Below are 20698 nucleotides of genomic sequence, written 5' to 3' on the forward strand. Positions count from 1 at the left end.
GCCGCTCACCAGGCGAGGTGGAGGCGGAGCGGGGACCGGTGGATCATCGTCGGCCGCATCTCGACGGCTTCACCCTCCGCAAGCCGAAGCCGCGGCAGTCGCCTGGTCAACTCCTCCAGCGTGAGCCGCAGTTGCTCGCGGGCCAGCTGCGCGCCGGGACAGCCGTGCGCGCCGAAGCCGAAGGCGAGATGACGGGCCGGGGTGCGGCTGATGTCGAACGTGTCGGCCCGCTCATGCCGGTCCGGGTCCCGGTTCGCGCCGCCGAAGGCCACGAACACCGCGGCCCCTGCCGGGAGTTCGGTCCCGGCGAGGGAGACAGGCCGGGTGGTGACCCGGCGGAACCCCTGGAGCGCGCTGTCGTACCGGGCCGCCTCCTCGACGGCGCCCGGTATCCGCTCGGGCTCGGCGCACAGCAGCGCCCACTGCTCGGGGTGCCGCAACAGGTGCAGGACGGTCGTGCCGATGAGGGCGGTGGTCGTCAAGTGCCCGGCGATGAGCAGGTTCTGGAGGTGGGCGACCAGTTCATGGCGTTGTTCCAGGGTAATCTCACCGCCGGGCTCGACCACGGAGGCGACGAGTTCGCTGCCCAGGTCCTCGCGGGGTGAGGCGTGCCGTTCCCGCACGTACCGTTCGAGGATGCGCTGCATGTCGACGACGTCCTCGGCGGCGGCGATCTGCTCGCTCTCCTCCAACGGCCGGAAGAGCAGTTCCTCGGCACGGTGCCCGCCGTGCACCACCGCGGGGACCTCGGCGGGGTCGAGCCCGACGATCCGCCCGATGACATCGCCGGGCAGCCGCTGGGCGTAGGCCCCCATCAGCTCTGCTTCGCCCGCGTCGACGAAGCTACCGACGAGCTCGGCGACGCGCTGAGCGGCGTACGGCAGGACCGCGGCGACCCGCGCCGGGGACAGCCCCCGCACGAGCGGCCCCCGCAGCTCCTGATGGCGGGAACCGTCGGAGGTGACGACGACAGGCCGCCCGCCGAAGCCGCCGCCGAGCACGGCGAGCGCGGCGGGCCCCGGGAGGATGTCGGGGACGAGCGCGTTGGCGGACGAGAAGTCCTCGGTCCTGCGCAGGACTTCGCGCACCTCGGCATCACGGGCGACCAGCCAGGCGTCCAGCTCGGCGACATAGGTCAGCCCGGCTGTCCGCCGTGCGCGTTCGTAGTGCGGATACGGATCGCGCTGCAACTCGTCTCGTTTTCCCGGCAGTTCACGTTCCACGGGGACCCTCCGGCCGGTGGTGCGATGCGGGTGGGCTCATGGTGGCGTACTGCCGTACGGGTGCGGAAGGGCTCAGAAGACGACGGACCAGCCTTCCCGGGCGGCCTGTTCCTTGGTGTAGGAGACGCCGTGGACCTTCAGCGCCGAGGCGTCGAAGAGTGTGATCTCCCCTCCATGATTGCCGAGTTGGGCCCCGCCCTCGGCGAGCGGTACGGCGAGACAGGCACCGGCGGCGAGCGTCCCGGCGGGCACCGCGGACTTCTGCCCCAGACGATCCCCGATGCGCCACCCGGTGAGATCGACGGGATCGGGTGAGGCGTTGAGCAGCGTGACGGTCTCCGCCTCGGGCGCGGGGCCGGGCGGGTTGACGAGCGCGGCGACGATCCGCACGGGCAGGGTGCCCGGCTCCGGCCGGTTGCCGTCGACGTCGTCGAGGGCGTGCCCGGTGACGTCGTCGGTGTGCCAGGCCTGGCTCTGGAAGGCGAGGAAGATCCCGACCCACCGCTCCTGCGCCGGGAAGTGGACGAGAATCCCCCCGTCCTGCCAGACCCCGTCGTCCCCGCGGAAGCGGCGGCTGTTGCCCTGGTTCATATGGAGGTCATGAACCCCGTTGCCCGGCAGAAAGCCGAACACCTTGTCCTTGACGCCGGGTTCGGGCCCGAAGCGCTCACCGAAGAGATACAGCCGGGCGTCGGGGTCGGCGACGGCCCGTCGTACGTAGTGGTCGAGGATGTCGGCGAGGTCGTTGCCGTCGCCGGGGAGGTCCGGGGGCAGGGTGCGCATCTTCGCCGGGTCGAAGAGGTTGCCGCGCACGAAGTCGAGGTTGGGCCCGCCGGGCCCGGACGGCAGCGTGTTCCACCCGCCGGCCAGCCCCGCGAGCCGGGCGGTGACCGGGTGCCGGAAGTCCTCGTCGACGAGGTAGAGCAGCTCGGAGGGCCGTTCCTGGGACAGCACGTTGACGGCGGCGCGGTAGTGGACGCCCTGGTCGTCGGTGAGATGGATCTGGTAGTGCGGGGTGTCGACGGCGCCCTCGCGGCGGGTGTCGACGGCCCGGGTGATCAGTACGCCGTAGGCCTTCAGTGGCATGGCGATCAACTCCCCCTGCTGATGGGCGGAATGCCCACCTGTGGGGTAAATCGTAGACCGCCGGCACCCGCTCTGTGAGCTCCCGTGAATACGCGGTTGAACTGCCCCGATTCCCTAAGATCACTACGTGGTCACCTTCTCCCTCACGCGCACGGCCCCGCTCCCCCTGGCCGAAACCTGGCACCGCCTCACGGAATGGCCCCGCCATGGCGAGGTGGTCCCGCTGACCCGCGTCACGGTCGAGACGGCGGGGCCGACGGGGGTCGGCACGGTGTTCGTGGCACGTACGGGGCTCGGCCCGTTGGCCTTCGACGACCGGATGCAGGTCACGGTGTGGCGTCCGCCGACGGATTCCTCATCCGGCTTCTGCCGACTGGAGAAGCGGGGGCGGGTCGTCACCGGGTGGGCGGAGATCGAGGTGGCGCCGGGGCCGGGTGGGCGCAGTCGGGTGGTGTGGCGGGAGGAGCTGGGGTTCCGGTTTCTGCCGGGGGCGGTGGATCCGGTGACGCGGAGGGTGGCTCGGTATGTGTTCGGGCGGGCGGTGAATCGGTTGTTGAGGAGGGGGTGAGGCTCATCCGTGGTCGGAGACGCGGCCCGGTACGAGTCGCCGTAGGGCCTCCTGGGTCTCCGGGTCCGTGGAGAAGAGGACGATGCCTGTTCTGCTGCGGGTGAGGAGGACACGGTAGGCGTTTCTGATCAGGCGGTCGGCCTGCCGGTCGGTGGCCGCGTCAGGGCTCAGTTCGGGGTTGAGACTGGCCTCGCGTACGGTGGTCCAGCGGCCGTCACGATGGACGAAGTCGGGACCGATGAGGACGCCGCACCAGTCGAACTCGTAGCCATGGACGTCGTACGCGCTGCCGACGGTTTCGGTGAGCGCATCGTGCCGCGGCAACCACCAGGGGCGCCGCCACTTCCCCACACGCACACCGCCGGATGCCGAGCCGGAAGTCAAAGGCCAGCAGATTCCCGCCGTCGTCCGGGTGGTCATGCCGCCCTGCTCCCGGCGCGCCTTCAGGAACGTCTCCATCTCCTCCGGGCCGTCCGCTGTCAGGACGGTGTGCCGGCCGTCCGGAGTCCAGGACGTGGCGTTCCCGTCGGAGGCGAGGAGGGCCGACACCCAACGGGGGTAGGCGGTACTGCCGCCGGTGCGGACGGAGGCGTTCAGTGCCACCACCTCGACCGGCAGGAGCCGTGCCTCGGCGGCCTCGCGGATCAGCGCGACGGTTCCCACCGCACCGGGGCTGAGCGTGCTCTCCTCGTCGAGGACGAAGACGGACACGACTGCGGTGGACATCAGTTCGTCCATCCGGAAGCGGTCGGATCTGGAGCCGACGGCCCCGGGTCGCAGGCTCTGACCGTCGTCGAAGACCAACACGCCGGGCTTGGAGGGCCGCGAGAGCCTGGCCGCCTCGGCAGCCAACTCGCGGGGCGCCACAACCAGGTGAACGCCGCCCAGCGCTTCTCGCAGGCTCTGCCGAAAGGCGGGTGTCCCCGAGAGGTGGAGCGCGGTGACTCCGAGCTCCCGCGCCTCCGCGACGATCCTGAGGGCCATGGCGGTCTTTCCGGTGCCCGCGGCTCCCGTCACGACGAAGACCTGCTGCCACCGCCGGCGGAGGGCCGTCATCACCCGCCCCACGGCGATCGTCTGTGGCCCGATCGGCTCGAAGGGCGGAGGCAGCACGCCGGCCGCGACGGTCTCCAGCACTCCGGGCAGCCTGCGACGGGCACCGGACACCAGCAGGTCCGCCGCGTCCGCCCCGGGCCGGGGAGCCAGGCGGGATCGAAGATAGGACACGAACAGCGCGCGGTCGTCCCTGGAACCGAGCTCGCCCGAGATCGTCGTCATGCTGTCGAGAGAGGCGTTCGGGAGGTACACCGCCGCCTCGACGTTCACGGCGCGGTGCTCCAGCGCCACATTCGTGGCGATCAGCCTGGTCCTGCGGTCACGAGCCCGTTCCATGGGATGGACTGCTTCACTGCCTCCGTCGAGCGTGACCAGCCGCGGCTCGTCCGCATGGGCATGCAAGTTGGTCCACATCCTCACCTCGAGGCAGACGTAGGAGACTTCGCCGCTCTCGGGATGATGCCCTCCCAGCGTCACATCGGCGGGTTCGTCGCCCGGCGCCCCCAGTTCACCCAGGATCACCTCAACGTCTTCGAGGCCCGCTTCCAGCAGCGCATCGGACAACGCGGCGTAATTTCCGTGCAGTTCGGAGAGACGGGCGGAGTCGGGCACGCCTGCGCCGGGCTTCTGGCTCTCCGCCTGCCACACCTCGGTCGCGATCTCGTACACCCTCTGTGCCAGGACGTCGGCGGTCGTCCGGTGGAGGTACCTGCCGTCACGTGGTTGCGGGTCACGCTGTTCGCCGGGTTCCTCCGCGTTCCCCTGCGCGCCCGTCGGCATCAGTTCGTAGACGTCTCCGCGCGGTGTCCGCAGGCGCACCGCCCCGGCCCCCACCCGTATGGACCGCTCTTCCCCCGGCCCGACTGTCACCGTCCGGAAGTCGTCCGTGTCCTCGCCCAGCACCTCGACCACCCGTGGGTCCGTGTCCGGTACCAGGATCGCCGCGTCCTGCGTGGTCGCCGTTCCGGCCCCCAGCGTGAGCGTGTCGCCGGACCGCGACACCGTCAGTACGGCGTCACCCACCGCGTCGACGATGACGGCGACGTCGGCCGCGGTCACCCCGGGCGGGGCGGGCCTCGGTTCGAGGGCGATGTCGGGGACTCTGTGCACAGCGGCCGTGAGCAACTGCCAGGCCGCTGTGCTCTCCCGTACGGACTCGGGCAGTCGAGGCCACGCTCCGGCCAGCCAGTCGGCAATGCCCTCGCGGTGCTCCTCGACCAGCGCACGCAGGGCGGGCTGCAATTCGGCGTCGGCGGTCGAGGAGCCGCTCTGGGAGGCCAACGCGCCTGTCACGTCGAGCCAGTTGAGGCGCTCCTCGATGCCCAGCGCGGGCGAGATGTGTGCGTGCACCTGCGCCACCACCGAACCGAGCTTCTGGATCGGGTCGTCCGGCGCACTCGCCGCGAGCCGCGCTGCCAGCTCCTCGCGCAAGGCCGGGAGCAACTCCGTGCGCAGCGCCATCGCATGGGGTGTCTGCGCCGCGGTCCAAGGGCTGAACCAGAGGTCCGCCTCGTCCCCCGCGTCCAGCAGCGGGAACATCTGGAGCCGGACGGCTCGGATCAACTCGGGTTCGATGCGGGTCGCGATGCTGAGAGCGACGGCCAGCCGGCGGGCGCCAGGGGCGGGTTGCGGGAACGTGCGGGAGGTGGTGCGACGTGGACGTCGAGTGAAGCGACGAGCGGCCGCCTCGGCGGCAGGGCCCGGGACATGAGCGAGGAGATTCAGGAAGGCGCCGGTCTGGTGCGTGGGCACCTCGTCCGGATTCGGGAGCAGGTCGAGGACCGCGCTGCCGAGGCTCGCGAACGCGGCTGCCTCCTCGGCGGTGCGCGGTGGGAGATGGTCCTCGATGCTCGCCCTGATCGCGTCCGCCAGCTGGGGATCGATGTCATCCGCCTCGGCGAGACCGGCCGCGGCCAGCAGGTACAGAGGCAGAGCGTCTTCGCGCTGTCGCGCCGCGCCGGCGCGCTCCAGGACGAGTTCGAGCAGCGAAGACCGGTCCTGGGGGCTTGCGAGCCCCACGGCACAGAGGAAGACGTCTCGCCACTGAACGTCGTGGGCATGCTCGACCAGCAGCCCGTAGTCGCCGTTGGCGACCAGGGAGCGGGCCGCCAGATAATCCCGGAACAGCACATGCGCGAAGTCGACGGCTCCCTCGACGGGTGAGCGCAGCACTCCCGAGTGGGTGAGGTGGTACGTCAGCACCTCGTTCGGATCAGGCGCCCGCGTCGTGCGCCGAGCCGCGGAGTCGATCACCCTACGGGCCTGGTCGTAGGCGACGGTGTTCTGTCCGTTGCGGATCATCCAGTAGGCGAGCTCCCCCAGATGATCAGCCTGCTCCTCCTCCGACCAGCCATGCGCCGGAGGAAGCGGAGTGAACCGCTCCTCATCCCGTCGGCGCAGCAATCTGGCCACCAGGATCATGTACAACTCGGCACGAGCGCGGGGCAGTCCCCCCCGGCGGTCGTCGTATGTCGCGCACAGGACGACGCACATCAAGGGATTGGTCGCCAGTCGCGCCAGGTCGGCGCGCTCGCTCAGAAGGGCCAGAAGGGATGCTTCCCGAGCGATGCTCCGGGCGCGCGGCAGCTTCACCCTGCGCTGAGCCTCGTACCAGCCCCGTACGAATGAACGGGCATCGGCTTCCGAGAAGGGAGCTAGGCGCTCGTCCCTGAACTGGAGATCGGCCAGCCATCCCCCGGGGATGGCCACCGGACGGGCGGTGACGATCCAGCGGTTGCGGGGATGGTCCCGGTACAGGTCACCCATCCATCTGCGCAGACGGGCCCGTTCACCCACCGGGGCCTCGTCCATCCCGTCGATCAGCAGGAGCCCGCGCCCCTCCGTCAGCACTCCCTGAGCCCAACCCTGAGGTGCAGTGAGCGGGCAGTCCACCAGCGAGAGGAAGTCCGACGGACTCGGCAAGCGTTCGTACTGGGCCAGAAGGCGGACGGGCAGGTAGAACGGCACCAGTCCGGGATCGTCGAACGGCTCCGCCCCGCCCGGCCGGACGGCCTGAACGGCAAGTCGGCGCAGTGCGGTCGTCTTGCCTGCTCCGGCTCCGCCGAACAAGAGGAGCCTGCGATGATGCCGCACAGCTTCTTCGAGTGGTCGCCGGCTCGGTCCGGAGTCCGCCGTGGGGTGCTCCACCGACAACCGCACATAGTCCAGGTGCAGCGGCCTCCCGTAGTACTCGCCGACGGGGACGGTCAGTCCGGTCTTGCCGTACTCGGCCTCGACGTGCTCCCTGTACAGCCGCTCGAAGTCGACGTCTGACGCATCGGCACCCTCCAGGAAGTCGAGCACCAGACGGCAGACGGCGTCCAACAGCCGTCGCATCTCCCGTTCCTGCGGCCCGGGCAGCCCCGTAGGCGCTACCTCGGTCAGCAGCATGTGGGACAGCTCCCTGGGAGCCAGTCGACGGAGGCCCACCGCTGCCCGCCGTCCCGCCAGGGCCTGGACGGCATTGGCCAAGATACTTACCAATTCCGGCACTTCTGGAGTGCCGCCGAAGAGGGCTTCACTGAGGGGCGGCGTCCACCGCACCACCTGCCACACCAGCTCTTCGGCCGCCCGCCGGGATGCGGGCGGGCCGAACCTCTCCGCGCCCGCACCGAACAACTGCCGAAGCAGCGGCAAGGCTTCCTCGAAGAGCTCCCGTTCGGTGTTCTCCCCGTCCACGCCCCGAGTATCTCCGAGTCCTTTGCCCGCGACACGACCGTCCGCCAGAATCGGTGCGTGAACATGCTCGGGGGAAGCAGGCTGACATGCCGTCGCACGGATGACGCGGGTGCTCAACGCCCATGATCAACGTGTTCATCAGTCACAGCTTCGGAGCCGACCCGCTGGCCCGGCAGATAACCATGCGCGTCTTCAAGGGGCTCAGCACCGCGGAGCGGAACTACGAAGTGAACCTGGACAAGGAAAGGCTGCATCCCGGTAAGGAGTGGTATCCACAGCTGATGCTGTGGATCGCCGAGTGCGATGTCGCCATCGTCTTCCTCAACGCCGCCGCCCTGACGTCGCCGTGGGTACGGCGCGAGGTCAACATCCTGATGTGGCGACGCGCGCTGTGTCCGTCGCTGCGGGTCCTCCCCGTGCTGATCGGTGACGTGTCGGCGGACGACCTGGTGAAGAACGACTTCGAAGAACTGCTGCCCCTGCAGTACGAAACGATCCCCTACGACGCGGCAGACGGCAGCTACGCCGATGGCATCGTCGAGCGGGTCCTCGGGCACTTCGCCAAGCTGCCCGACGTACAGCACGAGACCGACCACATGCGGTGCTGGATCGAGGACGTGGCACGGCGGCTGAACACGGTCGACGAGCCCAGGGCGCTGATAGCCACCGGTCGCGCACTGGGGATCAGAGAAGAGGACCTTCTCCAGCTGGGGGCGTTCGCGGGCGGGGGCGAGCTCTTGGCTCACCACATGCTCGCCACCGCTACGCTCGAGGGGCTCAGGGCCGCCGTCCACGAGATCGCGCGCAGCATGACCGACAGCACGCTGACGCGCCTCATCCCCCTGATCACCCCCACCTGGATCGACGCGGCGGTGGCCCGTCGGCTGATCCCTCCCAAGGGGCTCGTCTCAAAACACCTTGTCGCGCTCAACGCCCGCGAGACCCTGACCGCAGGGCAGTACGTCGACCGTGCCATGTGCAGACGGACCGAGTCCTACCAGTACCGGACCGCGGGCGGCATCCCCATGGGGGAGGACGCGCTCGACGACTTCATGCGGCAGTGCGAGGAGGCGGTGCGCCAGATGGTGAACGCCCGCCCCAAGAAGGACCCGCGTGCATTCCGCCCGCGCAAGGACTACCTGCACTGTCTCATCCTCGACGTCCACGAGGTGCGGCCTCGGCTGATCGAGCGGATCGTGGCCCGGCTGCACGAGTTGTTCCCCTGGCTGCTCATCGTGCTGCTCACGGACGAGTCCGATCCCGTCCGCGCGCAGCGGTCACCGCGGCTGGCTGATCTCGTGGTACTGCCGGACCTCTCCGAGGACGACGAGGACCTCGGCTATCAACTCACTTACGACCTCATGGACCTGCCCCATCGCCTCAACGGCCGGGAGGTAATCGCATGACCGGTGAAGAGCTCGCGCAGGCGGACGCCGGGGACGCCCCCGTCACCCCGCCCCGGGAGGCACCGGATCGCCGCGACGGACTCGGCTATGTCACGCACAAGCGGATCGAGCTGGCGATCAAGGTGGCACTGGCCACCGGACGCCCGCTGCTGCTGCGCGGGGAGCCGGGCTCCGGCAAGTCCTCGCTGGCCGCGCACATCGCTCGCACCAAGGAGTGGCGCTACTACGAGCATGTCGTCACCTCCCGTACGCAGGGCCGGGACCTGCTGTGGACGTACGACCACGTGCGTCGCCTCAGCGATGCACAAGTGCGGCACAACGGCACCGAGTTGAGGGACCAGCGCTATGTGACACCCGGTCCGTTGTGGTGGGCGTTCGACCCCGAGTCGGCCACGGGCGAGGGAGGCGACCAACGCGTCGACCCCTGGCACGAGGTCAACCGGGAACGCAAACGACACTGCGCCGTCGTTCTGATCGACGAGATCGACAAGGCCGATCCCGACATGCCCAACAGCCTTCTCGTACCGCTTGGTTCGAATCGGTTCACGGTTCAGGAGACCGGCCAGGAGGTACTCAAGAGGACGCTGGTCGTCGACGGCGAACCAGGACAGCATCTCGTGGTCATCACCACGAACGAGGAACGCGAGCTCCCGCAGGCGTTCCTGCGCCGCTGTGTGGTGCTCGCGCTCAAGGAGCCCGACCAGGACCGGCTGGTGGAGATCGCCAAGGCCCATTTCACCACTGAGGCCGACGAGTTCACCGAAGCCGACCGCGACCTGGCCAAGGAACTCGCCGACGCCCTGCTCAAAACCCGCGGGCACGCCAAGGAGAAAGGGCTACGGCCGCCGAGCACCGCGGAGTTCCTGGACGCCCTTCGGGCCTGCAAGGAGCTGTCGATCGACACGGGGCACCCGCTGTGGCCGGAGCTGAAGCAGCTCACCCTGCTCAAGCCGCAGCAACCGGAGGGCTGACCGTGTCCTCGTCCGGCATCTGGCTCGGCGACCTTGCCCGGGCCGTCGCCGCAGCGGGCCGCGGTGACCCGCTGACCGTGCGCGCAATCGCCGAACTGCTCGGCGTCACCACGGCTGCCGAGGAGGAGACCGTACGACCGCCCGTGGCAACCACGCCGGATCCGCGGCCCCGGTTTCCGCCCCCCGTCGAGGAGTCGGGCGAACGTACTCCGCAGACCCCCCCGGCACCCGGCCCACCAGTACCCGCCGTCGCCATGCCCGCCACGGGACCAGGACCGCAACTGCTGACTCCGCTCGGACGGGGAGGCCGCCCGCCGGTCGTGTGGACAACACCCTCACTGCGCACCGCCGCGCGCACCGGTCCGCCAGCGCTGCGGCAGCCGCTCCTCGCGCCTCGCTCGGCGTCCGCGATCGTCCAAGCCGCCGTCTCCCGCTGGGAGCCGGACGGAGACGTGGACATCCCCCGCGCCGTCGACCGGCTGGCCAAGGGCCTGCCGTTGAGCGTCCTGCCCCGCTGCCCCACCCCGACCCTCCGCTTCGGCGTCCAGGTCCTGGTGGACCGGGGCTTCGGCATGCAGCCCTTTTACCGGGACCAGGACGAGCTTGCGGCAAGGATCCGCAGGACCGTCGGCCAGAACACGACGGAGGTCCTCTATTTCGAGGACTCGCCCCTGGGTGGCGCAGGTCCGGGTGACCGCTGGGCGTGGCAGACCTACACCCCGCCCCCGTCCGGAACCCGGGTGCTGATCCTGACGGATCTGGGCCTAGGCGGCCCGGCCCACCCCCGGCAAGGTGGTCGGCCAGAGTGGGAACGCTTCTTCGACGGGCTCACCCGTGCGAGTTGTGCTCCCGTCCTCTTCCTCCCCTACCCCCGCCACCGCTGGCCCACCTGGGCCACCGGCCGAGTCTTTATGGTCCCCTGGGACCGCAGGACCACGGTCGGCTGGGTCCGCATGCACAACGGCTGAAGCAGCGGCGCTCAGGCCACCGACCCGATCCGCCGGCCCGGAAGAGACGTCGTCGCGTCATGGTGGATCGGCGTATGCGCCCCCGTCAGCGAAACCCCGCTCCCCCCACGCCTGTTGGCGACGATCTCCGCCCCGATCGACAACGCCGTCTCCTCAGGCGTACGCGCCCCGAGGTCCAGCCCGATCGGTGACCGCAGCCGGGCCAACTCCAGCTCGGTCACGCCGACTTCACGCAGGCGCTCGTTGCGGTCCAGGTGGGTCCGGCGGGAGCCCATCGCGCCCACGTACGCCACCGGCAGGCGCAGCGCCAGCTGGAGCAGGGGTATGTCGAACTTCGCGTCGTGGGTCAGGACGCACAGGACCGTGCGCGCGTCGACCGGCGTCCGCTCCAGGTACGTGTGCGGCCACTCCACGACGATCTCGTCCGCCTCCGGGAAGCGGGCCTTCGTGGCGAAGACGGGACGGGCGTCGCAGACCGTGACCTGGTAGCCGAGGAACTTGCCCACCCGTACCAGCGCCGACGCGAAGTCGATCGCGCCGAAGACGATCATCCGGGGGGCCGGGACCGAGGACTCCACCAACACCGTGAGCGGTGCTCCGCAACGCGAGCCCTGCTCTCCGATCTCCAGCGTGCCCGTGCGGCCGGCGTCCAGGAACGCGCCCGCCTCCGCCGCGACCGTGCGGTCCAGCTCGGGGTGGGCGCCGAAGCCGCCGTCGTAGGAACCTTCGGGGCGTACCAGCAGCGCGCGGCCCGTCAGCTCCGTCGGGCCCGAGACGATCCGCGCCAGCGCCGCCGCCTCACCCCCCGCCGCGGCCGCCAGGCCCGCGACGACCACCTCACGGACGGGGTCTCCCACCCGTACCGGCGTCACCAGGATGTCGATGATGCCGCCGCAGGTCAGGCCGACCGCGAAGGCGTCGTCGTCGCTGTAGCCGAAGCGTTCCAGGACCGTCTCGCCGTCCTGCAACGCCTGTTGGCACAGCTCGTACACCGCGCCCTCCACGCAACCGCCGGAGACCGAGCCGATCGCCGTGCCGTCGGCGTCGACCGCGAGGGCGGCGCCGGGCTGGCGAGGGGCGCTGCCGCCGACGGCCACCACGGTGGCCACGGCGAAGTCGCGTCCCTGCTCGACCCACCGGTGCAGCTCTTCGGCGATGTCCAGCATCTCTCGGTCTCCTAACGGAAGGTGGTGTACAGGGGGCGGCTAGTGCACGCCCATCCAGCTCTCAATGGGATTGAGGGCGAAATAGACGAAGAAGATCACTGTCAGGGCCCACATGAAGGCCCCGATCTCCCGCGCCTTGCCCTGGGCGACCTTGATGGCGACGTACGAGATGACACCGGCCGCGACGCCCGCCGTGATCGAGTACGTGAACGGCATGATGACGACGGTCAGGAAGACCGGGATCGCCGTCGCCCGGTCCGCCCAGTCCACATGCCGGGCGTTCATCATCATCATCGCGCCGATGACCACCAGGGCCGCCGCCGCCACCTCGCCCGGCACGATCGCCGTCAGCGGGGTGAAGAACAGGCACGCCGCGAAGAACAGGCCGGTGACGACCGAGGAAAGGCCCGTGCGGGCGCCCTCGCCCACTCCCGTCGCCGACTCCACGAACACCGTCTGGCCCGAGGCTCCCGCCACGCCGCCGATCGCGCCGCCCGCGCCGTCGATGAAGAGGGCCTTCGACAGGCCCGGCATCCGGCCCTGCTCGTCGGCCAGCTTGGCCTCCGTGCCGACGCCGATGATCGTCGCCATCGCGTCGAAGAAGCCCGCCAGGACGAGCGTGAAGACGATCATGCCGACCGTCATCGCGCCGACCTCGCCCCAGCCGCCGAACTCGACGTCGCCGAAGATCGAGAAGTCCGGCATCGAGACCGCGCTGCCGTGCAGTTCGGGGGCGCCGCTCGCCCACTGCTTCGGGTCGATCACGTCGAGGGCGTTCAGCGCCACGGCCAGGACCGTGCCGCCGACGATGCCGATCAGGATCGCGCCGGGGACGCCTCGGGCCTGAAGCATGAAGATCGCGAGCAGGGTCGCCGCGAAGAGCAGGACCGGCCAGCCGGCCAGTTCGCCCGTCGGGCCCAGAGCCACCGGGGTCGCCTTGCCCTGGTGGACGAAGCCGGCCTTGTAGAAGCCGATCAGGGCGACGAACAGACCGATGCCCATGGTGATCGCGTGCTTGAGGGCCAGCGGAATGGCATTCATGATCATCTCGCGCAGGCCGGTGACGACCAGCAGCATGATGACGACGCCGTACATCACGCACATGCCCATGGCCTGCGGCCAGGTCATCTGCGGGGCGACCTGCGAGGACAGGACGCCGGAGACGGAGAGGCCGGCGGCGAGGGCGAGCGGCACCTTGCCGAAGAAGCCCATCAGCAGTGTGGTGAAGGCCGCCGCGAACGCGGTCGCGGTGATGAGGGCCTTCTGGCCGAGGGTGTCCCCCGCCGCGTCCTTGCCGGACAGGATCAGGGGGTTGAGCAGGAGGATGTACGCCATCGCCATGAAGGTGGTGACGCCGCCGCGCACCTCGCGCGCGACCGTGGATCCCCGCCTGGATATGTGAAAGTACCGGTCGAGCCAGGACCGTCCGGCCGGGACGCGGGTGCCTTCTCCCGCGTCGTCGGCGACGGTCTCCGGCTCCAGTGACTGCTGGGTCATGTGGGCCTACTCCCAAGGTTCACAGGGGCCCCCGTCAACCGCCCTTGCGGCTGCGGGATTTGGGAAGGTGCTTCGGCCGCACGACCCGGGGGACGGCCCGAGACGAACGAACAGATGTGGTACGGGTGATCGGTCAAGTTCCGCGAAAGGTGCGGGACTCGGGGTACTTGCTCAAGTACCGCGAGCGGTGCGGCACTTGGTGCTCCGGGCGGCGCGGTGGAGGTTGTGACGTTCCCTGCGCCGCCCGGAGAGCTTCAACTGGGCGGTTACGCCGTGCCCGTGAGGTGTTCGGGCCTGACCGGCGTCCTGTTGAGTTCCAGCCCGGTCGCGTTCCGGATCGCCGCGAGGACGGCCGGGGTCGACGACAGGGTGGGGGCCTCGCCGATGCCACGGAGCCCGTACGGGGCGTGGTCGTCGGCGAGTTCGAGCACGTCGACGGGGATGGTCGGCGTGTCGAGGATGGTGGGGATCAGGTAGTCCGTGAAGGAGGGGTTCCTGACCTTGGCGGTCTTGGGGTCGACGATGATCTCCTCCATCACCGCGACGCCGAGTCCCTGGGTGGTGCCGCCCTGGATCTGGCCGATGACGGACAGCGGGTTGAGCGCCTTGCCGACGTCCTGGGCGCAGGCCAGCTCGATGACCTTGACCAGGCCGAGTTCGGTGTCCACCTCGACGACCGCGCGGTGCGCGGCGAAGGAGTACTGGACATGGCCGAAGCCCTGGCCGGTGCGGAGGTCGAAGGCCTCGGTCGGGCGGTGCCGCCACTCGGCCTCCACCTCGACGGTCTCGCCCTCCAGCACCTCGGACAGATCCGCGAGGACCTCGCCGCCGTCGGTGACGACCTTGCCGCCCTCGAGCAGCAACTCAGCGGTCGCCCACGCCGGGTGGTACGAGCCGAACTTGCGGCGGCCGAGCTCCAATACCTTCTCGCGGACCAGCTCGCAGGAGTTCTTGACCGCGCCGCCGGTGACGTACGTCTGGCGTGAGGCCGAGGTCGAACCGGCGCTGCCCACCTGTGTGTCGGCCGGCTGGATGGTCACCTGCGTGACGCCCAGCTCGGTGCGGGCGATCTGCGCGTGGACGGTGACGCCGCCCTGGCCGACCTCCGCCATGGCCGTGTGGACGGTGGCGACGGGCTCGCCGCCGACGACCTCCATGCGGACCTTGGCGGTGGAGTAGTCGTCGAAGCCCTCGGAGAAGCCGACGTTCTTGATGCCGACCGCGTAGCCGACACCGCGGACGACACCCTCGCCGTGCGTGGTGTTGGACAGACCGCCGGGCAGCTGCCGTACGTCGGCCTGCTCGCCGGCCGCGAGCCACTGCTGCTCGGGCGGGAGCGGCATCGCCTTGACGCGGCGCAGGAGTTCGGCGACCGGGGCCGGTGAGTCGACCGGCTGGCCGGTCGGCATGATCGTGCCCTGCTCCATCGCGTTGAGCTGACGGAAGGCGACCCGGTCCATGCCCACCTGGTCGGCGAGCTTGTCCATCTGGGCCTCGTAGGCGAAGCAGGCCTGGACCGCGCCGAAGCCGCGCATGGCGCCGCAGGGCGGGTTGTTGGTGTAGAGGGCGATGGCCTCGATGTCGACGTCGTCGACCACGTACGGGCCGATCGAGAGGGAGGAGGCGTTGCCGACGACCGCGGGGGACGCGGAGGCGTAGGCGCCGCCGTCGAGGACGATACGGCACTTGACGTGCGTCAACTTGCCGTCAGCCGTGGCCCCGTGCTCGTAGTAGAGCTTCGCCGGGTGGCGGTGGACGTGGCCGAAGAAGGACTCGAATCGGTTGTAGACGATCTTGACCGGCTTGCCGGTGCGCAGCGCCAGCAGACAGGCGTGGATCTGCATCGAGATGTCCTCGCGGCCGCCGAAGGCACCGCCGACGCCGGACAGCGTCATCCGGACCTTGCTCTCGGGCAGGCCGAGGACCGGGGCGATCTGCTTGAGGTCGCTGTGCAGCCACTGGGTGGCGATGTAGAGGTGGACGCCGCCGTCCTCGTCCGGCACCGCGAGACCCGACTCGGGACCGAGGAAGGCCTGGTCCTGCATGCCGAAGGTGTACTCGCCCTTGACGACGAAGTCGGCGCGCCGAGCGGCCTCTTCGGCGTTGCCGCGGATGATCGGCTGGCGGTGCACGATGTTGGGGTGCGGGACGTGACCGATGTGGTGGTCGTCGCGGCCCTCGTGGACCAGGATCGCGTCCGGCGCGGTCGCGGAGGCCTCGTCGGTGATGACGGGCAGCTCGCGGTAGTCGACCTTGATCTTGGCGGCGGCGCGGCGCGCGGTCTCGGGGTGGTCGGCGGCGACGATGGCGACCGGCTCACCGTGGTGGCGTACCTTGCCGTGCGCGAGCACCGGGGTGTCCTGGATCTCCAGGCCGTAGTTCTTCACGTCGGTCGGCAGGTCGTCGTACGTCATGACGGCGTAGACACCCGGCAGGGCGAGGGCCTCGCTCGTGTCGATGGACACGATCTCGGCGTGTGCGACCGTGGAGCGCAGGATCTGGCCCCAGAGCATGTCCTCGTGCCACATGTCGGACGAGTACGCGAACTCGCCGGTGACCTTGAGGGTGCCGTCCGGGCGGAGCGTCGACTCGCCGATGCCGCCCTTGGTCTTGGAGCCCTGTGTGATGTTGGTGGGCGTACCAGTCGTACCCATGGTCAGACCGCCTCAGACTGCCGGGCGGCCGCGAGGCGGACCGCGTCCATGATCTTCTCGTAGCCGGTGCAGCGGCACAGGTTGCCCGAGAGCGCCTCGCGGATGTCCGCGTCGGTCGGGTTCGGGTTGTGCTCCAGCATCTCGTCGGCGGCGACCAGCAGCCCGGGGGTGCAGAAGCCGCACTGCACGGCGCCGGCGTCGATGAACGCCTGCTGGATCGGGGCGAGTTCGGCGCCTTCGCCGGTCTGCGAGTCCTGACCCTTGGCGGCCCATTGCTTGGCCTCGTCGAGCGGGGTCCCGCAAGTGGACCCGCAGGCGCGCTGCTTGGCGAAGTCCGCCAGCCCCTCGACCGTGACGACCTCGCGGCCTTCCACCTGGCCCGCCGCGACCAGACACGAGCAGACCGGCACCCCGTCGAGGCGGACCGTGCAGGAGCCGCACTCGCCCTGCTCGCAGGCGTTCTTGGAGCCGGGCAGGCCCATGCGCTCGCGCAGGACGTAGAGGAGGCTCTCGCCCTCCCAGACGTCGTCGGCCTCCTGCGGACGGCCGTTGACCGTGAAATTGACGCGCATTACGCGACTCCCTCCGTGCGGGCGGCGGTGCCGCGGTACGACTCCCAGGTCCAGGTCAGCGTGCGGCGGGCCATGATGCCGACCGCGTGGCGGCGGTAGCTCGCCGTGCCCCGGACGTCGTCGATCGGGTTGCAGGCGGCGGAGCACAGGTCCGCGAACTGCTTGGCGACCGACGGGGTGATGATCTTTCCGTTGTCCCAGAAGCCGCCCTCTTCGAGCGCCGCGTTCAGGAACTCCTCCGCGGCCTTCGCCCGAACGGGGGTGGGGGCCGCCGAACCGATGCCGGTGCGGACCGTGCGGGTCTCGGGGTGCAGGGCCAGACCGAAGGCGCAGACCGCGATGACCATCGCGTTGCGGGTGCCGACCTTCGAGTACTGCTGCGGGCCGTCGGCCTTCTTGATGTGGACCGCGCGGATCAGTTCGTCGGAGGCGAGCGCGTTGCGCTTCACTCCGGTGTAGAAGTCGTCGATCGGGATCAGGCGCGAGCCGCGCACCGACTCGACCTCGACCTCGGCGCCGGCCGCGAGAAGCGCGGGGTGGGCGTCACCGGCCGGGGAGGCGGTGCCGAGGTTGCCGCCGACGCCGCCGCGGTTGCGGATCTGCGGGGAGGCCACCGTGTGCGAGGCCAGGGCGAGGCCCGGCAGCTCGGCACGGAGGTTCTCCATGATCCGGGTGTACGGGACGGAGGCGCCGAGCCGCACCGAGTCCTGGCCGACCTCCCACTCGGTGAGGTCGGTGACCCGGTTCAGGTCGAGCAGGTACTCGGGCCGCCGGTGGTCGAAGTTGATCTCGACCATCACATCGGTGCCGCCCGCAATGGGCACAGCGGTGGGGTGCTCGGCCTTGGCGGCGAGCGCCTCCTCCCAGCTGGCGGGGCGAAGGAAGTCCATGACCGGCTCTCTTCTGCGTCTCGTGGGTGGTACGGATCGAGCCAGATCGTGTGCGGCGGGCCCGGCTCGTTCATGTGTTGTTCACGCGGAGTGGGGCCAGTACACAGCGACGTGCTCCGACGGGGTCAGTCACGGAAACTCTGAAGGAGTTGGCTGGTCGGGGCGGGCATCTTGTAGATTCGTATGAACGGAGGCCCTCAGTAACCTCCATGTTTTCCTGTGGAAACGCGCGACACACTGGGCGTGACCTGGGACACAGCCCGAGGGGCGGTGCGCGGAGCGCACCGGCCCCGTCGGACCGGCGCCTCCCGCACAGGGGCCTCACAGTTCATCGTAGATTTCGAGACAAAGATCGGCGGCGACGAGAATGCGGCTGCGCGCACTGCTGGACACCGACGCGCTGGGCCTGCGGCTGCTCGGCGGTGAGGACGAGCTGGACCGCACCGTGCGCGGTGTGATGACCACGGACCTGCGGGATCCGAGCCGCTATCTGTCGGGCGGCGAGCTGGTGCTCACGGGCCTGGCGTGGCGAAGGGACGCAGCCGACTCCGACGCGTTCGTGCGGATCCTGGTACAGGCCGGGGTGGCGGCGCTGGCGGCGGGCGAGGCCGAGCTGGGCGATGTGCCGGACGATTTGGTGCTGGCCTGTACGCGCAACCGGCTGCCGCTGTTCGCGGTGCACGAGTCGGTGGCGTTCGCGACGATCACCGAGCATGTCGTACGGCAGGTCAGCGGCGAGCGGGCCGGGGATCTGGCGGCCGTGGTGGACCGGCACCGCCGGATGATGACCTCGGGCCCGGCGGGCGGCGGCCCGGACGTCGTCCTGGACCTGCTCGGCTCCGACCTGGATCTGCGGGCCTGGGTGCTGTCGCCGACCGGACGACTGATCGCGGGCTCGAAGACCTCGGGCCCGGCGCTGCCCGCCGACATCTGCGCGAAGCTCGCGGCGGAGCATCTGGCGGCCGTCCGCACGGGCCGGCGCGGACCGCACCGGCTGACGCTCGGCTCGACGACGTACTCGCTGTTCCCGGTCCGCAGCAGCGGACGCTCCCCGCAGGCCTCGCGGGACGTGCGCGAGACGGTGCTGTCGGACTGGCTGCTGGCCGTCGAGGCGGACGCCGGGGACTGGCCGGAGGAGCGGCTCGACCTGCTCCAGGGCGTCACCCAGCTGATCGCGGTCGAGCGGGACCGCAGAGACGCGGCCCGCACGGTGCGGCGGCGGCTCGCCCAGGAGATCCTGGAGCTGGTCCAGACGGGCGCCGCGCCCGCCGAGATCGCCGCGCGTCTGCGGGTCGCCGCGCCGGTCCTGCTGCCCGGTCTGGGGGCGGCGCCGCACTGGCAGGTCGTCGTGGCCCGCGTGGAGTGGGACGGCGGGGACGTCGAGGGCGGCACGGTCGCCCAGTCGCTGCTGGAGGAGATCCTCGTCGACCCGCTGGCCGGCGGCACCGAGCCGTCCGACCGGATCGCGGTCGCCCACACCGGCGACGAGGCCATCGCGCTGGTCCCGCTGCCCGCGGTGTCGACCGAGCACGACGGCTCCGAGACGGGCATCCTCGCCGACGTCCTGCTGGAGTCCGTACGGGACCCGCTCGCCGCCGGTCTCGACGACGACGGCCGGGTCACCCTGGGCGTCAGCGCGGCGGTGCACTCGGCGGAGGGGCTGCGCGGCGCGCTGGAGGAGGCCCGGCACGCCCGCCGGGTGGCGGCGGCCCGGCCCGGCCGGGTGTGCGCGGCGGGCCATCAGGAGCTCGCCTCGCACGTCCTGCTGCTGCCCTTCGTCCCGGACGACGTCCGCCGCGCGTTCACCGCCCGGCTGCTGGACCCCCTGCGCGACTACGACCGCCGGCACCGCGCGGAGCTGATCCCGACGCTGGAGGCGTTCCTCGACTGCGACGGCTCCTGGACCCGCTGCGCCACCCGGCTCCACCTGCACGTCAACACACTGCGCTACCGGGTGGGGCGAATCGAGCAGTTGACGAGTCGTGACCTTTCCCGGCTAGAGGACAAGCTGGATTTCTTCCTGGCGTTGAGGATGAGCTGACATCCGGCGCCGCCGGGGATCCCACGACTTTGTGAAATCCTTCACCCACCCTCTTGGCCGGGCCACGGAATTCGTGCTGAGATGCGGCCACCACTCAACAGCTCAATGGTGTGCCGGGGAGGGCGAGGTGGCGTATACCGCCATGTCTGGTAACGGAACGACCCCTGACGATCCACTCCAGACCGCGGTATGGCGGCTGCGCTCACGCGCCTGCTGGGCCGACGCGGCAGCCCTGCTCCAACCGGTGGGCGCGGACGCGGCGTTGCAGCGGGCCGCGCTGCTGGTCGAACGGTGTCTCTACACCGAGCAGGGCTGGGAGGAGGCCGAGGACGCGCTGCGCACGGCCGAGGCGCTGGCCCACACCGACGACGAGCGGGGCGCCGCCGCTTGTGAAAGAGGGCAACTTGCGTACGCGGCCACCCTGCACCAGGTCCGCGATCGGGCCGACGAGGCGCGGGCCGCGCTCGGGCGGGCGGCGGCGCTGATCGCGCCGGGGGCGCCGGGGCGGGCCCTGTTGGACTTCCGGCGCGGGCTGCTCGCCGAGAACCTCACCCGCTCGCCGCAGGCCGCGCGGGCGGCGTACCGGCGGGCGCACGCGGGAGCGGTGGCCCACGCCGATCCGCTGCTCCTCTCCTTCACCTGGCGCCATCTCGCCGGACTCGCGCTGCGGGAAGGGGAGTTGGCGGAGGCGCGACACGGCTTCAGTGAATCGCTGCGGATCCGGGAGGAGTTGGGTTACCTGGTCGGCACCGCCCCGGCGCTGGCCTCGCTGGCCGACGCGGAGGTGGAGCCGGAGGCGTCCCGGCTGCGCGAGGAGGCGCGGCGGCTGTTCCGTCTGCTGGGCGGCGTACCGACGTGGCTGTCCCGGCAGTTGACCCCGCTGCCGCCGGCGGCGGGGGCGGCTACGGCGTAATCGCAGGGG

14 protein-coding genes are annotated in these 20698 nt (G+C 70.5%); 6 read left to right on the forward strand and 8 right to left on the reverse strand.

What is annotated here, in order from left to right; all coding sequences use genetic code 11:
* Nucleotides 1-5: 5 nt before the first annotated feature.
* Nucleotides 6-1223 (reverse strand): cytochrome P450, encoded by a 1218-nt coding sequence (locus OG885_RS10705; protein ID WP_405729616.1) that lies wholly within the window; start codon nucleotides 1221-1223, stop codon nucleotides 6-8.
* 72 nt (nucleotides 1224-1295) lie between these two features.
* Complete coding sequence (locus OG885_RS10710) at nucleotides 1296-2309, reverse strand: DUF2278 family protein (protein ID WP_405729619.1); 1014 nt, start codon at nucleotides 2307-2309, stop codon at nucleotides 1296-1298.
* A 127-nt stretch (nucleotides 2310-2436) separates the two neighbouring features.
* On the opposite strand from OG885_RS10710, the gene OG885_RS10715 reads away from it, so the two are divergent.
* On the forward strand, nucleotides 2437-2877 hold the full coding sequence (locus tag OG885_RS10715) for an SRPBCC family protein (protein ID WP_405729622.1): 441 nt from the start codon (nucleotides 2437-2439) through the stop codon (nucleotides 2875-2877).
* A gap of 3 nt (nucleotides 2878-2880) precedes the next feature.
* Here the strand turns inward: OG885_RS10715 and OG885_RS10720 are convergent, their stop codons facing one another.
* The gene (locus OG885_RS10720; RefSeq protein ID WP_405729625.1) at nucleotides 2881-7611 is read right to left on the reverse strand and encodes a DNA/RNA helicase domain-containing protein; all 4731 of its coding nucleotides are present in this window, start codon (nucleotides 7609-7611) and stop codon (nucleotides 2881-2883) included.
* A 122-nt stretch (nucleotides 7612-7733) separates the two neighbouring features.
* Between OG885_RS10720 and OG885_RS10725 the strand changes: the two genes are divergently transcribed.
* From OG885_RS10725 to OG885_RS10735, 3 genes are read left to right on the forward strand one after another with little or no spacing between them, the layout of a single operon-like run.
* On the forward strand, nucleotides 7734-9017 hold the full coding sequence (locus OG885_RS10725; protein ID WP_405729628.1) for a toll/interleukin-1 receptor domain-containing protein: 1284 nt from the start codon (nucleotides 7734-7736) through the stop codon (nucleotides 9015-9017).
* The gene (locus tag OG885_RS10730) at nucleotides 9014-9988 is read left to right on the forward strand and encodes an AAA family ATPase (protein WP_405729631.1); all 975 of its coding nucleotides are present in this window, start codon (nucleotides 9014-9016) and stop codon (nucleotides 9986-9988) included. The genes OG885_RS10725 and OG885_RS10730 overlap by 4 nt, the downstream gene beginning before the upstream one ends.
* 2 nt (nucleotides 9989-9990) lie before the next feature.
* A complete protein-coding gene (locus OG885_RS10735; protein ID WP_405729634.1) occupies nucleotides 9991-10956 on the forward strand; it encodes a hypothetical protein in 966 nt (321 codons plus the stop codon).
* An 11-nt stretch (nucleotides 10957-10967) separates the two neighbouring features.
* Here the strand turns inward: OG885_RS10735 and OG885_RS10740 are convergent, their stop codons facing one another.
* The 5 genes from OG885_RS10740 to OG885_RS10760 form a co-directional block, all read right to left on the reverse strand.
* A complete protein-coding gene (locus OG885_RS10740) occupies nucleotides 10968-12122 on the reverse strand; it encodes an XdhC family protein (RefSeq protein ID WP_405729637.1) in 1155 nt (384 codons plus the stop codon).
* Nucleotides 12123-12161: 39 nt separating this feature from the next.
* Nucleotides 12162-13619: an NCS2 family permease gene (locus OG885_RS10745; RefSeq protein WP_405729640.1), complete on the reverse strand. Its 1458-nt coding sequence runs from the start codon at nucleotides 13617-13619 to the stop codon at nucleotides 12162-12164.
* Nucleotides 13620-13885: 266 nt separating this feature from the next.
* A complete protein-coding gene (locus tag OG885_RS10750) occupies nucleotides 13886-16273 on the reverse strand; it encodes a xanthine dehydrogenase family protein molybdopterin-binding subunit (protein WP_405729643.1) in 2388 nt (795 codons plus the stop codon).
* 2 nt (nucleotides 16274-16275) lie between these two features.
* Complete coding sequence (locus OG885_RS10755; protein ID WP_405729646.1) at nucleotides 16276-16845, reverse strand: (2Fe-2S)-binding protein; 570 nt, start codon at nucleotides 16843-16845, stop codon at nucleotides 16276-16278.
* Nucleotides 16845-17735: an FAD binding domain-containing protein gene (locus OG885_RS10760; protein WP_405729649.1), complete on the reverse strand. Its 891-nt coding sequence runs from the start codon at nucleotides 17733-17735 to the stop codon at nucleotides 16845-16847. Before OG885_RS10760 ends, OG885_RS10755 begins: the two co-directional genes overlap by 1 nt.
* Before the next feature lie 367 nt (nucleotides 17736-18102).
* Here OG885_RS10760 and OG885_RS10765 point away from each other — a divergent pair, with 367 nt between their 5' ends.
* Both OG885_RS10765 and OG885_RS10770 read left to right on the forward strand, forming a co-directional pair.
* On the forward strand, nucleotides 18103-19776 hold the full coding sequence (locus tag OG885_RS10765; RefSeq protein ID WP_405729652.1) for a PucR family transcriptional regulator: 1674 nt from the start codon (nucleotides 18103-18105) through the stop codon (nucleotides 19774-19776).
* Nucleotides 19777-19903: 127 nt separating this feature from the next.
* The gene (locus OG885_RS10770; RefSeq protein WP_399951233.1) at nucleotides 19904-20689 is read left to right on the forward strand and encodes a hypothetical protein; all 786 of its coding nucleotides are present in this window, start codon (nucleotides 19904-19906) and stop codon (nucleotides 20687-20689) included.
* Nucleotides 20690-20698: the final 9 nt, after the last annotated feature.

This window comes from Streptomyces sp. NBC_00028 (assembly GCF_045041065.1).
GTDB lineage: Bacteria > Actinomycetota > Actinomycetes > Streptomycetales > Streptomycetaceae > Streptomyces.

Bases quoted from the DNA above. Each gene is read 5' to 3' on its own strand.
- OG885_RS10710 (WP_405729619.1), bottom strand. From the start codon at position 2,309: ATGCCACTGAAGGCCTACGGCGTACTGATCACCCGGGCCGTCGACACC.
- OG885_RS10725 (WP_405729628.1), top strand. From the start codon at position 7,734: ATGATCAACGTGTTCATCAGTCACAGCTTCGGAGCCGACCCGCTGGCC.
- OG885_RS10730 (WP_405729631.1), top strand. From the start codon at position 9,014: ATGACCGGTGAAGAGCTCGCGCAGGCGGACGCCGGGGACGCCCCCGTC.
- OG885_RS10740 (WP_405729637.1), bottom strand. From the start codon at position 12,122: ATGCTGGACATCGCCGAAGAGCTGCACCGGTGGGTCGAGCAGGGACGC.
- OG885_RS10745 (WP_405729640.1), bottom strand. From the start codon at position 13,619: ATGACCCAGCAGTCACTGGAGCCGGAGACCGTCGCCGACGACGCGGGA.
- OG885_RS10750 (WP_405729643.1), bottom strand. From the start codon at position 16,273: ATGGGTACGACTGGTACGCCCACCAACATCACACAGGGCTCCAAGACC.
- OG885_RS10755 (WP_405729646.1), bottom strand. From the start codon at position 16,845: ATGCGCGTCAATTTCACGGTCAACGGCCGTCCGCAGGAGGCCGACGAC.
- OG885_RS10760 (WP_405729649.1), bottom strand. From the start codon at position 17,735: ATGGACTTCCTTCGCCCCGCCAGCTGGGAGGAGGCGCTCGCCGCCAAG.
- OG885_RS10765 (WP_405729652.1), top strand. From the start codon at position 18,103: ATGCGGCTGCGCGCACTGCTGGACACCGACGCGCTGGGCCTGCGGCTG.